Source organism: Sorangium sp. So ce363, assembly GCF_051520435.1.
GTDB classification, from domain to species: domain Bacteria; phylum Myxococcota_A; class Polyangia; order Polyangiales; family Polyangiaceae; genus Sorangium; species Sorangium cellulosum_B.
In genome coordinates this window covers 9,032,276-9,047,693 of the sequence record NZ_CP150333.1, presented here as the reverse complement: position 1 = coordinate 9,047,693, position 15,418 = coordinate 9,032,276, and the positions used below count along the sequence as shown (strand labels likewise).

Annotated in this window: 5 protein-coding genes; 3 read left to right on the top strand and 2 right to left on the bottom strand. The window is 76.9% G+C overall.

Annotated elements, in window-relative coordinates; translation table 11 throughout:
• The first annotated feature begins 129 nt into the window (after nt 1-129).
• The gene (locus WMF12_RS34040; RefSeq protein ID WP_437852118.1) at nt 130-12,288 is read left to right on the top strand and encodes a hypothetical protein; all 12,159 of its coding nucleotides are present in this window, start codon (nt 130-132) and stop codon (nt 12,286-12,288) included.
• 350 nt (nt 12,289-12,638) lie between these two features.
• On the top strand, nt 12,639-12,977 hold the full coding sequence (locus WMF12_RS34035; RefSeq protein ID WP_012239209.1) for an HU family DNA-binding protein: 339 nt from the start codon (nt 12,639-12,641) through the stop codon (nt 12,975-12,977).
• A 200-nt stretch (nt 12,978-13,177) separates the two neighbouring features.
• Here the strand turns inward: WMF12_RS34035 and WMF12_RS34030 are convergent, their stop codons facing one another.
• The gene (locus WMF12_RS34030) at nt 13,178-13,813 is read right to left on the bottom strand and encodes a hypothetical protein (RefSeq protein WP_437740847.1); all 636 of its coding nucleotides are present in this window, start codon (nt 13,811-13,813) and stop codon (nt 13,178-13,180) included.
• Between the two features lie 187 nt (nt 13,814-14,000).
• Nucleotides 14,001-14,417 carry a hypothetical protein gene (locus WMF12_RS34025; RefSeq protein ID WP_437740846.1) on the bottom strand — a complete coding sequence of 139 codons (417 nt, stop codon included), beginning with the start codon at nt 14,415-14,417 and terminating at the stop codon, nt 14,001-14,003.
• A gap of 137 nt (nt 14,418-14,554) precedes the next feature.
• Here WMF12_RS34025 and WMF12_RS34020 point away from each other — a divergent pair, with 137 nt between their 5' ends.
• Entirely contained in the window at nt 14,555-15,367 is an 813-nt protein-coding gene (locus WMF12_RS34020; RefSeq protein ID WP_437740845.1) for a hypothetical protein, read from the top strand.
• The last annotated feature ends 51 nt before the right edge of the window (nt 15,368-15,418 follow it).

Below are 15,418 nucleotides of genomic sequence, written 5' to 3'. Positions count from 1 at the left end.
CATTTACCCAATTTGGGAAACGCTCCTGTTACCTTGGGCAGCGCTCCGCAGCGCACTGCGGGCGCAGGTTCGACGGAAGCGCCGGCACGCCGGCCCCTTGCACCACCGCCAGCCGAGGTCCGGATCCACATGCAGCAGGACACGAAGAGCGCGCGCGTCTCGTTCCGTATCGACAACCTCGAAGCCGCGCTCGAGCAGGGGATCGACAACGAGGCGGCCGCGCTCGACGTGCTCGTGGCCGCGGCGGCCAAGGGGAGCCTGCACCCCGAGCTCTGGGCGAAGCTCCACGAGACCTCCGCCCGCCACGACCGGTTCTCCGAGCTCGCGTTCGCCTACGAGCGCCTCGTCGGCGAGCGGCGGTTCGGGATGCTCCCGCAGGCCGCCCAGGCCGAGGTCCTCGTGCGCGCCGCCGAGTTCCTCGCCGACTCCTTCGGCGACCCCGGCGGCGCTCGCCCCTACCTCGAGCGGGCGCTCTCCGTGCTGCCCTCGCACCAGGAGTCCTTCTTCCGGCTCGAGCGCATCCTCCAGGAGGCGAACGAGCCGGCGAAGCTCGCGGACCTCTACGCCCTCGCGGCGGGCCACCGCCCGGACCGCGCCGAGCAGCTGTCGCTGCTCCGCCGCGCGTTCGAGCTCGTCGACGTCAACGGGAACGGCGCGAGCGACGAGGAGCGCGCGATCAAGCTGCTCCAGCAGATCCTCAAGGTCGACCCCGCCGACGCCTCGGCGCGCTGGGAGCTCGAGGCGCGCTACGCGCGCGCCGGGCGGCACCAGGAGATCGCGAGGATGCTCGAGCAGGCGCTCACCGCGGAGGCGCCCCCGCCCGACGCGCTCGAGATCCGCGCGCGGCTCATCGATCTCTACAGCGGCCCGCTCAAGGAGATCGAGCGGGCGCTGCCGCACGTCGAGGAGGTGCTCGCGCAGAGCCCGGGCCACGAGGCCGCCCTCCGCGCCGGTGAGGCCCTGCTCGCGCGCAAGACCGTCCTCGTGCGCGCGGCCGCGGCGCTCGAGGCGGCCCACGCGCGCCGCGGGGACGCCCCGGAGGCGGCGCGGATGATGGCCCTCCAGATCGAGAACCTGCGCGGGCCGCGCCGCGTCGAGGTGCAGAAGCGGCTCGTCGAGCTGCAGTTCCAGCGGCTCGGCGATCTCGCGTCGGCGTTCTCGCTGTCGGAGCAGATCCTCGCGGTCGACCCGTCCGACGAGGCGGTGCGCGAGCGCTTCGTCGCGCTCGCGTCGGCGCTCGACCGCCAGGCCGACGCGGCGCGCGTGCTCGTGCGCGCGTCGGCCGGCGCCAAGGACAAGCCGCTCAAGGCCCGCATCGCCGCCGAGCTCGGCGAGCTGTACGAGGGCCTCGGGGACGGCAGGAAGGCGCGCGCGTCGTTCCAGCAGGCGCTCGACGGCGAGCCCGACGACGCGGCCGCGCGGCGCGCGGCCCGCGGGCTCGCGAAGCTCTGCGAGCGCGAGCGCGACGCGCGCGGGCTCGCGGGCGCGCTCGAGCGGCTCGCCGAGGCCGAGCCGGAGGCCGAGGCGCGCGAGGCCGCGGCGGAGCGGCTCGCGCGGCTCTACGAGGAGGAGCTCGGCGACGCCGCGGGCGCGATCGCGGCCTACCGCAGGCTCGCGGAGCCGGGCTCCTCGCGCGAGCCGGGCGCGCTCGCCGCGCTCGAGCGGCTGTACGAGGCCACCTCGGCGCACGAGGGCCTCGCGTGGGTCCTCGAGCGGCGCGCCGAGGCGGAGCCGGACCGCCGCGCGGCGCGGGAGCTCGCCTTCCGCGCGGCCGAGCTGCGCACCCGGCTCGCGGATCTGCCCGCCGCCGTCGCCGCCTGGCGCCGCTACCTCGCGGCGTTCGGGCCGTCGCGCGAGGCGCACGCGCGGCTCGTCCCGCTGCTCGAGCAGGAGCGGCGCTGGGCCGAGCTCGAGGCGCTCCTCGAGGCCGAGGCGGAGCTCGCGGCCGGGCAGGACCGCGCCTCGGTGCTCGCCCGGATCGGCGCGATCCGCATGGCGCGGCTCGACGATCCGGCCGGCGCGATCGCCGCGTACCGCGAGGCGCTCGCGCTCGATCCGACCGACCGACCGAGCCGGCTCGCGGTCGAGAAGATGCTGGGCGCGCCCCCGGGCAACAGCGCCGCCGGCGCGGAATCGTCGCGGCAGAGCTCCCACCTGCTGCTGACCGACGATCAGCGGCTCGCGGCCTGCGCGGTGCTGGAGCCGATCGCGCGCGCAGAGAAAGCGGCGCCGCTGCTCGTGCGCGTGCTCGAGACGAAGGCGGAGCTCGGGCCCGTCGCGTGGGCCCCCGGCGCGTCCGCGCCGACGCCGGCCGACGTGTCGGGCAGGCTCGCGGCGCTCGAGGAGGCGGCCTCCGTGGCCGAGCGCGAGCTCAGGGACCCGAAGAAGGCGCTCGATCTCTCGGCGCGCGGGCTCTCGCTCGCGACCGCGTACGCGCCGGAGCGGCTCGCGCGGTGGGTCGCCGAGGTCGAGCGGCTGACGGAGCACGGCAGCGAGTCCGCGCGCCGCGCGCCGGCGCTCGCGGGGGCGCTCGGGGATCGCGCGGTGGACAGCCCGGCGCTGTCGCACCTCGCGCGGCGCGCGGGCGAGGCGCTGCTCGCGAGCGGCGACGTGACGCAGGCGCTCGCCCTCTACCGCCGCGCGCTCGCCTTCGAGCCCTCGTCGCTCGATCTCATCGCGCGCGTCGACGCGCTCCTGCGCGAGCAGGGCAGCCCCGAGGAGCGGCTCGCGCTCTACCGCGAGGCGCTCGCGCAGCCGTGCGCGCCCGCGCGGCGGCGCGAGCTCCTGCACGCGATCGGCACCATCCAGCGCCGCGACGTCGGCGACCTCGCCGGGGCGGCCGCGACCTACCGCGCGGCCATCGAGGACGACGCGGGCGACGACGCGGCGTACGAGGCGCTGCTCGATACGTACGCGGCGGGCGGCGCGTGGGGCGCGCTCTACGGCGCGCTGGCCGAGCGGCTCCCGGGCGTGGCGCCCGACGCGCGCGTCGCCCACGAGCTGCGCATGGCGGACGCGGCCGCGAGGGGCGGGGAGGTCCCGAGCGCGGTCGCGCACTACCGCGCGAGCCTCTCGAGCGGCGCGGCGCTCGACGGCGCTGCGCTCGCCGCGATGGAGGCGCTCGCGCTGTCCGCGGGCGACCCGGCGCTGCTCCGCGAGGTGCTCGAGCGGCGCGTCGCCGCCGCGGGCGATCCCCAGGACGAGGCGCTCTGGCTGGAGCGCCTCGGTGAGCTCGCGGCGTTCGGCATCCGCGCGCCCGACGCGCCCGACGCCGCGCGCGCGGCGGACGCCCCGGCGGCGCAGGCCGCTCCGGGCGACCTCGACGCCGCGGTGACGGCCTGGCAGCGCGCCGCCGGGCTCGCCGAGGGGCCGCTCGCGGATCCGGAGCGAGCGCAGAAGCTCTACGAGCGCGTGCTCTCCGTCGCGCCGAAGCACCGCGACGCCGCCGCCCGCCTCGCGGCGCTCTACCGCGGGCAGGGGGCCTGGGCCCGGCTCGCGGCCGTATGCGAGGTCCTGCTCGACACCGCGGCGTCCGACGACGAGGCGCTCGCGGCGCTCGCGGCGCTCGAGGACGCGGCGATCCGGGCGCGCGCGACGTCGCGCTTCGTCGACGCCGCGCTCGATCTCCGCGATCGCATGAGCGCCGAGGGGGAGGGGGGCGCGGCCGCCGGCAGGGCGGCGGCGCGCGCCCGGGCGATCGAGGCGGCGCTCGCGCGCGTGCTCGCCGCCGATCCCGAGCGGCAGGACGACGCCGCGTCCGTCTACCGGCGCCTGCTCTCGCCCCAGGACGACGGCGACGCCGCGCTGGGCGCGCTCGACGCCGCCGCCCTGGAGGCGTTCCGCGCGTTCCTCGCGCAGAGCCCCGACACGCTCGCGCGCCGCGTGGACCGGCGCTGGCTCTTCACGCTCCTCGTGGAGCGCGGGCGCGAGGGCGAGCGCCCGAGGGCGCTCTCCGCGTGGGCCGCGTGGGAAGAGGAGATCGGCAACCGCGCGGCGGCCGCGGCGCTCTACGCCCGGCTGCTCGAGGCGGATCCCGAGAACGACGACGCGCTCGCGGCGCGGGGGCGCCTCCTCGCCGAGGTGGGCGATCACGAGGGCGCGGCGGAGGTGCTCGCTGCGCGCCGCGACCGGAGCCAGGGCAGCGCGCGCGTCGCGCTCGACGTCGAGCTCGCGACGCTCCTCTTCGATCGGCTGGATCGGCCGGCGGACGCGCTCGACGCGGTCGCGCCCGCGATCGAGGCCGGGACGATCGAGCCCGCGGTGATCGAGATCGTGCAGCGCGCGCTCGGGCGCCCCGAGACGCAGGCGCGCGCGGCGCTCCTCCTCGAGCGCGCGTGCGACGCGCTCGACGATCCCGAGGCGCGCGTCGCGCTGCTGGAGGCGCTCCTCGCGAGCTCGCCGGCGGACGCCGCGCCGGGCGCCCTGCTCGACGCGGGCAGCCTCGCGGCCGCGCAGCGCGCCGCCGTCCGCCGCGGCTGGTTCGAGCGCCTGCTCGATCACCACGACCACGACGCGCCGCGCGGCCTCGACGTCGCCCTGCGCGCGGTCTCCGAGCTGCCGGGCGAGCTCGCCCTCTGGGATCGGCTCGAGGAGCTCGGCCGCCGGGCGAAGCAGCCCGAGCGCGTCGCGGCCGCGCACGCCGCGGCGCTCGACGCGGGCGCGGCGCTCCCGCCCGACATCGTCGAGGAGATCGGCCGGCGGGCCGTCGAGCACCACGAGGAGTGGTTCGACGCGCCGGAGGCCGCCCTCGCGCTGCTCCGCCGGCTCGTCGAGCTCGTGCCTGGCTCGCTCTGGGGCTTCGAGCGGCTGAAGCTCGCCTACAACGCGGCCGAGCGCTGGGAGGACCTCTTCGCGCTCTACGACGCGATGCTCGAGCGCACCTCGGCGGCCGACGAGCGCGTCTTCCTCCTGGAGGACGCCGCGGCCGTCGCGCGTGACCTCGCCGGCGACGGCGAGCGCACGATGCGCTACCTCGAGCAGCTCCTCCCGCTCCAGGACGACGCGCGCACCCGCGCCGCGCTCGAGCGGCTCTACGAGCGGCACGGCAGGCACCGCCCGCTCATCGATCTCCTGTCGGCCGAGCTGCCGAGGCTCTCCGGCGACGCCGCGGATCGGCTCCGCGAGCGCGTCGCGCTCCTCTGGATCGAGGGCGTCGGCGACGCCGCGTCGGCGCTCCCCGTGGTCGAGAAGCTCCTCGACGCGCCCCCGGAGCCGCGCGCCGCCCGCGCGGCGCCGCGCCCCGTCGACGCCTTCGCGCTGCTCGAGCGGATCCTCGGGGGGCTGCCGCCCGAGCAGGCGCCCGCCGGCGAGGCCGGCGCGCTCGCCGCGCGGCAGCGGTCGGCCGCGCTGCTCGCGAAGCACTACCGCGAGGAGGCGAGGCCCACCGACCTCGTGCGCGTGCTCGAGATCCAGCTCGAGGGCGCCGACGTCGGCGACCGCCCGGCGCTGCTGCGCGAGATCGTGCGGCTCCGCCGCGACGCCCTCGGCGACGAGCCGGGCGCGTTCGCGCGGCTCGCCGAGCTCGTCGAGCTCACGCCGTCGGAGGCCGGCGATCGCGCGGAGCTCGCCGAGCTCGCCGAGCGCCTCGGCCGGCACGACCGCCTCGCCGAGGTCCTCGCCGCGGCCGAGCCGCGCGCCGGCGACGCGCGGCAGGCGCTCTCGCTCGTGCGCGACGCCGCGCTCCTCCGCCGCGACCGGCTCGGCGACGCCGACGGGGCGATCGCGCTCTTCCGCCGGCTCTTCTCGCTCGCCGAGGCGAGCGGCGACGCGGAGTCCGCGCGGGACGCCGCCCGCGCGCTCGATCGGCTCTTCGCGGAGGGCGACCGCGTCGCCGAGCGGTGCGACGTGCTCGACACGCTCGCCGCGATCGAGACGGACCCGGCGGCGCGGCGCGAGGCCCTCGGCGAGCTCGCGCGGCTCGCCTCCTCGTGGCTCGGCGACGAGGCGCGGGCGATCGCGGCGTACTCGGCGCGCCTCGTCGACGACCGCCAGGATCTCGCGGCGCTCGACGGACTCGCGGCGCTGCTCGAGGAGGGCGGGCGGTACCGCGAGCTCACGGCCGTGCTGGAGCGCCGCGCGGCCGTGCGCGGCGGCGCGGGCGGCCGGCGCGATCTCGGGCGCGTCGCGCGGCTCTTCGAGCGCGAGCTCGGCGACGCCGACGAGGCCATCGCCACCTGGCGCCGCATCCGCGAGGAGCTCGCGCCCGACCCGGAGAGCGGGGACGCGCTGGCCGCGCTCTACACGCGCGCGGAGCGCTGGGGCGACCTCGTCGCGCTGCTCGAGGTCGAGGCGTCCGCGGCCGGCGCGCTCCCCGGCGGGGCGGGCGCGGCGCGCAGCGTGGAGCTCTTCCAGCGCCTCGGCGACACGCACCGCGATCGCACGCTCGCGTGGGAGCTCGCCGTGAAGGGCTACCGCCGCGCGCACGAAGCCGAGCGGGACGCGCGCCGCGCGGGCGTCGAGGGCGGGGGCGGGGAGGGCGAGTGGGGGGCGGCCGAAGGGGGCGAGCGGGACGCGCGCTCGCCCGCGCCGCGCGCGGGGCTCGAGGAGCTGCTCCGCCGCATCGACCCGGCGTCGGCCGAGCACCGCGGCGCGCTGGTCGCCGCCGTCGGCGCGTTGCTCGAGATCTGCGCCGACGCGGACGACTGGCGCGGCCAGATCGCGCTGCTCGAGCCGCGGCTCACCGCGGCCGGGACGGACGCCGAGCGGGTCGCCATCCTGAAGGCCTCCGCGGCGCTCCTCGAGGAGCGAGGCGACGATCGGGAGGGCGCCTTCGAGCTCGCCTTCCGCGCGTTCCTCCTGTCGCCCGGCGCCGAGCCGCCCGAGGGCCTCCTGCGGCTCACGGACCTCGCGGGCCGCTGGCACACGATCGCCGACGCGCTGCCCGAGCTCGAGCGCCGCGGCGACGTCCCTGCCGCCACGCTCCGCGACCTCACGGCCCGCGTGGGCCGCTGGCACCGCGACGCGCGCGCCGACGAGGACGCCGCCGAGCGCGCGTTCGAGCGCGCGCTCCTCCACGACCCGGCGAACCGCGCGATCCTGCTCGATCTCGCGGAGCTCCTGCGGCGGCGGCGTGGGCCCTCGCTCGTCCCGACGCTGCTCCGGCTCGCCGCGGCGACCGGGCACGACCTCGCCCTCTACCGCGAGGCCGTGGAGGCGGCGCGCGACGCGGGCGACGCGGCGCGGGCCCGCGAGATCGCGGCGGAGCTCCTCGATCTCGCCGTGCAGCGCCTCGTCGACGAGGAGGAGCAGCCCCCTGCGCCCGGCGCGTGGCCGGCCTCGCGCGCCGCCCTCTGGGCGATCGACGCGCTCGTCGGCATGCTCGCGGGCGCGGGCGACAGGCCGCAGATCGTCGCGCTGTGCCGGCGCGGCGCCGCGCTCCCGTTCGCGTCGAGCGAGCGGCGCCGGCTGCTGCGCGTCGCCGCCGAGGCGGCGGAGCCCGGCGAGGCGATCGCCCTCTACGGCGGGCTGTTCGCGGACGATCCGACGGACGAGTCGGTCGGCGAGAGCCTCGCCGCGCTGCTCCGTGCGGCCCGGCGGCGCGAGGAGCTCGTGCGCCTGCGCGAGCTGCAGATCGAGGTCTCTGGCGATCTCGAGCGCCGCGTCGCGCTCCGCTACGACGCCGCGGAGCTCCTCGCGGACGCCACGCGCGCGTCCGAGGCGATCGCGCTGCTCCGCCGGAACCTCGCGGAGAGCCCGGGGCACGGCGCGTCGATCGACAGGCTCGCCTCGCTCCTCGAGGCGGGCGGGCTGCACCGGGAGCTCATGCTGCTCCGCGAGGAGCAGGCGGCCGCGCGCGGGTCGGCGGACGCCGGCACGGCGGCCGCCGAGCTCTGGCTCCAGGCGGCGTCCCTCGCCGAGCACGAGCTCAACGAGCCCGAGCGCGCGATCGTCAGCTACCGCCGCGCCGCGGACATCGGGTCCGTCGAGGCGCTCGACGCCCTCGCCCGGCTGCTCGCGCGCCGCGGCGAGCACGCAGCCGCCGCCGAGGCGCTCGAGCGGCTCTGCGCCGGCGCGGCGCCCGAGGAGCTGCACCAGGCGGCGCTCCGCCTCGCGGACGCGTACCTCGCCGCCGGCGAGCCCGATCGCGCCCGCGCCGCCTTGGAGCGAGCGCTGCCCCGCGCCGCGCAGCCCGCGCCGCTGCGCGAGCGGCTCGCGTACCTCTACCGCGCGTCGGGCGCGTGGAGCGCCCTGGCCGCGCTCATCGCGGGCGACGCCGCGCGCGCCGACGAGGCGCCGGCCCGGCTCTCGCTCCTCCGCGAGGCCGCGGACCTCTACCTCACGCGCGGCGGCTCGCCCGCCGCCTCGATCCCGCTGTTCGACGAGGCCATCGCGCTCGCGCCGGACGACCTCTCGCTGCGCCTCGCGCGGAGCCGCGCCCTCTCCGCCGCCGGCAGGACCGACGACGCGACCGCGGCCCTGCGCGGGATCATCGCCGACTTCGGCGCCCGCCGCCCCAAGGAGCGCGCGCTCGTCCACTACGAGCTCGCCCGCGTCGCGCTCGCCACGGGCGATCGCGCCCGCGCGATGGCGGAGTTCGACCTCGCGCTGCGCGTCGACCCCGCGCACCCCGACGCGCTCCACGGCCTCGCCGGCCTCGCCCTCGAGGACGGCCAGCTCGAGCGCGCGCACCGCGCCTACCGCGCGCTGCTGCTCGTCGCGCGCCGGCCCCGCGACGAGGGCGAGGGGCTCGTCGGCGCGCGGCGCAGCACGATGCCGCCGATGCGCTCCAGCGTGGGCCTCCCGCCTTCCACCTCGTTCAGCCGGGCCGAGGTCCTGCTCGCGCTCGGCGAGATCGCGCGCCGGCAGGGGGCGCCCGAGCGCGAGGCGGAGTACGTCGAGTCCGCCTTCGAGGCGGCGCGCGAGAGCGACGCCGAGCACGAGAAGCTCCTCGCCGCGCTGCGCGCCCGCGGGCGCCACGACCTGCTCGCGCGCGCCCTCGAGGCGCGGCTCGCCGGCCCTGCCGAGGGGCCCGCCGAGGACGCCGCCGCGGCGCTCGGCGAGCTCGCGTCGCTCTACGAAGGCCCGCTCGATCGCCCGGAGCTCGCGCTCTCGGCCCGCCTGCGCGCCCTCGATCTCACCCCGGGCGCCGGCGCCGCGCACGACGCCGCCCTCGAGCTCGCGCGCCGCTCGGGCCAGATGCAGCGGTACCTCGATCTCGTCGAGCGGCTCGTCGCCCGGGCGGCCTCCGAGCCGTACGAGGTCGCGCTCCTGCTCCGCTTCGGCCGCGCCCTCGAGCTCTCGCCGGCCGATCAGGAGCGCGCCGCGGCCGTCTACCGCCGTGCGGAGGCGAAGATCGCGGCCGGCGCGCCGCCCGCGGGCCGCGACGCGGACGCCGACATCGAGCAGCTGTGGAGCTCGCTCGAGGCCATCTACGCGCGCCTCGGCGATCGCGCCGCGCAGGCGGACGTGCTCGGCAAGCGCATCGGCCTCGCCGACGCGCCGGCCGCTTCCACGGGCGGCGCGGATCGCGCCGGGCCGCGGTACCGCCTGGCCGCGCTGCTCGCCGCGGACGCGGCGGACGTCGATCAGGCGATCTCGCTCCTCGAAGAGGCGCTCGACCTCCACGCCGATCCGGACCGGGCCGAGGCGATCCTGCGCGACGCGCTCCGCACCGATCCGAGGAACCCGCGCGCGATCCGCCTCTTCGAGCGCCTCGCCCGGCAGAGCGGGCGGCCGCGCGCCCTCGTGGACGCGCTGCTGCTCCTCGCCGAGATCGAGGGCCCCGGCGTCCTCGAGGAGGCCGTCCGCACCGCCCGCGCGCTCGGCGATCGCGGGCTGGCCGAGTCGATCCTGCTGCGCATCGTCGGCTCGGGCGCGCGATCTTCGTCCGGTTCGTCCGATTCGTCCGATCCGTCCGGCTCCGCGTGGGCGCTCGTCGCGCTCGCGGAGCTCCGCGAGGAGGCCGGCGATCTCGCGGCCGCCGCGTCGCTCTGCGAGCGCGCCGCGCGCGCCTCGGCGCCCGAGGAGGAGCGCGCGCTGCTCCTGCACGCCGCGGAGCTCGCCGCCGGCCCGCTCGCCGACCTCTCCCGCGCAGCGCGCCTCTACGAGGAGCTCCGCGCCCGCGAGCCCGCCGAGCGCGAGATCTGGACGCCCCTCGCCGGCGTGTACCGGCGGAGCGGCGACGCCGCGCGCCTCTCCGCGCTGCTCGAGGAGACGGCGCCCCTCGTCGACGATCTCTCCGAGCGCTGCGCGCTGCGCCTCGAGCGCGCGCGCCTCCTCGCGCGGGAGTCGCCGGAGGAGGCGGCGGTCCTGCTCCGCGACATCCTCGACGAGGATCCGACCCAGGTGGAGGCCGCCATCCTCCTCGCCACCATGCTCGAGGAGGCCGGCCGCACCGACGAGCTCGGCGAGCTCTTCGCGCAGCAGCTCGACGCCGCCAAGGATCGCGCGGACGTGGCGTCGATCGCGTCGATCTCGATGCGCCTCGGCGCCCTCCTCGAGCAGCGCGGCGACGATCGCGGCGCGCGCGACGTCTACCTCGGGGCCGCGGACTGGGACGGCGCGAACCGCGACGTGCTCCGCGCGCTCGTGCGCCTCAGCCGGAAGCGCGACAACGCGGACGACCTCATCGACGCGCTCGAGAAGCTCCTGCGCACCGAGCAGGGCGCCGAGGCGGCCCAGCTCGCCCTGGAGCTCTCCGAGCTGCACGGCGCGCGCGGCGACGACGCCGCGGCGGAGGCCGCCCTCAAGGCCGGGTACGCCGTCTACCCCGCGAACGACCGGCTCCGCGAGGAGCTCGCGTCGCGCTACGCGGCCCGCGAGGCCTGGCACGCCCTCGCCGAGCTCCACGTGCTCACGGCGCACGGCGCCGACGGCGACGAGGCGCGCGTCGAGTCGCTCTGCCGCGCCGCCGAGATCCTCCGCGATCGCGCGGGCGACGCCGCGGCGGCGGCCGAGCTCCTCGAGCGCGCCCTCCGCGTCGCGCCCGGGGATCGCGACGTCTTGATCGCGCTCATCGACGCGTGCGGCGCGGTCTCCGATCACGCCCGCGCGGCCCGCGCGCTCACGGCGACGCTCGAGGCGAGCCCGGACGACCCGTGGCTCTACCGCGCGCGGGCCGAGATCCACGGCGCGCTCGGCCAGGGCGACCGCGCCGTCGCCGATCTCGAGCGCGCCTACGCGCTCGGCGGCGCCGAGTACGCCAGCGAGCTCGTCGCCGAGCTCGAGCGGGCGCTCGGGCGCGCGGCGGCGCGGTCCGCCGAGGCCGAGGCCGCGGGCGCGCCCAGCGAGGCCGCGGCGGAGGCGGCGGGCGCCGCCTCGCCGCGCGCGCTCCGGCTGCGCCTCGCCGAGATCCTCGCGCGCTCGGGCGACGTCGAGCGCGCGCGCGCCCACCTCGGCGATCTGCTCCACGCCGACTCCAAGGACCGCGCCGCGCTCAAGGCGCTCGCCGGCCTCGAGGAGTCCGCCGCGCGGTGGGACGCCGCGAGCGCCGTCTACCGCAGGCTCATCGCGCTCGAGGAGGGCGACGCCCTCGTCGCCACGGCGCTCCTCCTGGCCGGCGCCTGCGCGCGCGCGGGCCACCTGGGCGACGCCCGCGGCGGGCTCGAGCGCGCGCTCCGCGCCGCGCCAGGCAACGCCGAGATCCGCGACCGCCTGCGCGCGCTCTACGCCGAGATCGGCGCGAACCGCGAGCTCGCCGCCATCACGCTCGAGGACGCCGCCGCGGCGTCCGACGTGGCCGGCCGCTTCACGCTCCTCGTCGCCGCCGGCCGCCTGCTGCTCGACGTCGGCGACGCCGCGCAAGCGGCCGCGGCGCTCCGGGAGGCGCGCTCCCTGCGCCCCGAGGAGAACGAGGTCGCCCTCCTGCTCGTGGACGCGCTGATCGCCGCGGGCGACTCGAGGGAGGCGCGCGCGGTCACCGCCGAGCTCATCGTGGCTGCCAAGGGGCGCCGCTCGCGGCACCTCGGCGCCGTCTACCACCGCGTCGCGCGGATCGAGGACGCCGAGGGGAATCTGCACGAGTCGCTCACGGCGCTCACGAGGGCGCTCGAGAACGATCCTCAGAACGGCGAGATCGCCATGGAGCTCGGCGAGAGCGCGCTCGGGCTGGGGGAGGAGGACATCGCCGCGCGCGCTTACCGCGCGGTCACCCTGATGAAGATTTCCCCCGAGCCCGGCGAGGGAGGCACGACGCCCGCCGCGCGGGCGCTCGCCTATTACCACCTCGGCGCGATGGCGCTCGCGGCCGGCGACCGCCGGAAAGCGCGCCTGATGCTCGACAAGTCCGTCTCGGAGGACGGCTCGCTCGAGGCAGCCCGGGCGCTCCTCGACGAGCTGCGCGCCGGCTGAGGGCCTGTCCCGCGCGTCTCCGCGGGTATGCCCAGGTCGCGGCGGCCGCCTCCGCGGCCGCCCCAGGCGGCGCGCGCAGGACGTGGAGCGCGTAAAACCGCGCGACTCCAGGCGTTTTTTGACGCTCTCCGGACCGCGACGGCGCCGCGCCGCCGCCCTTCCCGGCGGCTGGTTCCCCCTCTGGCGCGCCGCTCCGGCGCGGTCTTTCAGGGGTCCGCGCGATGCCCCGTCTCAGAAATCGCTATTTCTCCCCGCATTTTTGTCTTTTTTTGTCCTGTGCCGTGTGTAAGGTTCACTGAGGCTGTGCGCGGCGAGGTGTCGCGCGCGAGCTCATGTCCGAGGAGAGTGCCATGGCAAGTAAGAAGACGGCCGGGGGCGGCGCGAAGAAGACGTTGAGCAAGAGCGGCCTGATCCAGGCCATCACCGAAGCTGCCGGTGATGAGCTGAGCCGCAAGCAGGTCAAGAACGTTCTCGAGTCCCTCATCACGATCGGTCATCGCGAGCTGAAGAAGTCGGGCGTGTTCACGCTCCCCGGCTTCGCGAAGTTCCGGGTGGTCAAGCGCCCTGCGACGAAGGCGCGCCAGGGGATCAACCCGTTTACCAAGCAGCCGATGACCTTCGCCGCGAAGCCGGCGAGCAAGTCGGTCCGCGCTCGGCCGATCAAGGCCATCAAGGACGCGCTCCTGTAGTCTTACGGGATCTCCCAGCGGAGCGCAGGGCGGCCACGGCGACGTGGCCGTTCTTGCTCCATGGCCCCGGCGCGCCATCGCCGGGGCGGCGGTGGGCGTCCAGCGCGCGCACCGGGGGGCCCGCGCGGCGCGCCGGCAATGCGCGCTGCCGGGGGGCCCGGGCGGCTCGACGCCGCCGCCGCCCCCGCGGCGAGGTCAGCTCACTTCTTGCGGCTGTAGGCCTGCGCCGCCACCGGTCCCGAGCCGGTGCGCGCCTTGACAACCAGCTTGGCCGTCGCCGCGATGGGGAACGGCCATTGGTAGCAGCTCTGCTTGGCTCCGATGGCGGCAGTCGGGCCGGTGTCGGAGTCGACAGCGAGCACCGGTTTCAGGTTGAACGCAGCGAGCCCTGGCTGTCCTCCGGCGTTCAGGTCGATCTCCAGCTGGATGTCCACCTCGGTGACGGTGGGGAGCGCCTGCGCCAGGAACGTGTAGCAATTGCCCGGCTGGAGCATGAAGGTCTGCCCAGAGGCCGTCTGTCCCTCGGGCACCACGCTGCAGACGGGCGCCCCTTCCGGCTGCATCTTCGGCGCCTCGCCGGCGGCGCGACCCTGGAACATGGTGGTCATCGCGAGCGACTGGACTCCATCGCAGGGCGCCACCGTGGGCACCGCGACCGGGGGCAGGCCGGCGTCCGGGGGCGGCACGGACGCTGTCGGCTGCGGGGGCGGCGGCGTCCCCGCGTCCGGGGCGTCGTCCGCGAACTCCGACTCCTTGCTGCTGCCGCCGCAGCCCAGCGCTGCCACCGACAGCGCCAGGAGCACTGCTGAACCCAACGACCTACCCGTCACCGTCATCTGCGGCCTCCTCGCGCACAGCCCTGCCGCATGCCGCGGCCCCTCGTTGGGACAGCTGTGCTCGCGGCGCTCATACACCCGCCAGGGGGCGGGGGCTATGCGCGAGGCGTCTTGCGCGGCTGCGCCGGCGGCGCAAGCCCGCTGGCAAGCCGGCGCGAGCGTCCGAGTGTTCGCGCCGTCCCGCCGCTCAGCCGCCGGGCTCGCCCACGAACTCGCGCAGGATGCACATGCGCGCAATGAGCAGCGCCTCGGGTCGGATCGCCTGATCGAGGTACGCGGCGGAGTTCGCCTCCACCAGCGACTCGCGCAGCATCCCCTGCTCCAGGAACGTGACCGCGCGTCCGAGGTGCAGCCGCGCCCTGTCGGCCGCGAGCCCCATGCCGGCGCTCGCCAGCATTTCTCGTTCCAGGAACCACTGAGCAAACTCTCCGGGACGATCGAGCTTCGCTCGGGAGCCGTGGTCGGTCATGCCGTAGGCTACCTCACTTTTTGACCCGAGCCAGCCGCGCCTGGCCGCAATAACCCGGGAAATCATGGCAGAAGCAGCATCAATCCGTCGGATGGGCGCGATGAAAGCGAGGGCGTGCCACGTCCAAAGCGACATCCGGCGGACGGACCTGGAGCCCGGTTGAGCGGGCTTCGGGGGGGCGCGCCGGGGAGCTCCCGCGAGCGACCCGTTGCGTCGCGAGCCCGTCAGTGAGATTGAACGCGGCGTTCTGCCGGAAATTCGAGGAGGTTCTTTTGCTCCGTACGATTGGCGTCCTGTCCGCCCTGGTCCTCACCGCCGCCCTCGCTGCTGGTTGTCAACAGCGGGAGGCATCCACGCCGCCGAGCTACGCGAACCAGCCCCCGCCCGGCTACTACCAGCAGCCCGGGTATCAGCAGCCGGGGTATCAGCAGCCCGGCTACCAGCAGCCGGGGTATCAGCAGCCCGGGTACCAGCAGCCCGGGTACCAGCAGCCGGGGTACCAGCCTGCTCCGACCCAGCCTGCCCCCACGCAGCCCGCCCCCACGCAGCCTGCCCCGACGACGACGCAGCCTGCCCCGACGGCGCAGCCTGGCGGCTTTCCCTGGCCGTTCCCGCTCCCTGGCCAGCAGACCACCGGCGGGCAGCAGCCGGCCCCGAGCGGCGGGAGCAGCTCCGGCAGCGCGTCGGCGATCGATCCGAACCTCGCCTCCGCCGCGACGATCCCGCTGAACAACCTCGCTGCGACCGAGGCGCCCGGCATGACGAAGGAGGGAGGGCCGATCGCGGGGCAGTTCAGCGCCGGACAGACCCTCGAGCAGCAGATCCAGCTGATGCCCGGCAAGTGCTACACGATCGTCGGCGTCGGCGCGGGGATCACCGAGCTCGACATCAGCCTCGTCGCGCTGACCCCGATCCCGATGGGCTCATCGGTGCTGGCGCAGGACAACTCGAGCGGCGCGAACGCCGCGCTCGGCGGTCGGGGCAACTGCTATCGCTGGTCGCTCCCCGTCGGCATCAACGCCAAGTACATCGTGAAGGCCACCTCCGGATCGGGCGTCGCCGCCGCGCAGCTCTACGTGAAGTGACGGCGCCAGGACGCCGAGGACGCCAGGAGATCGCTCTCCCCGGCGTCCTCG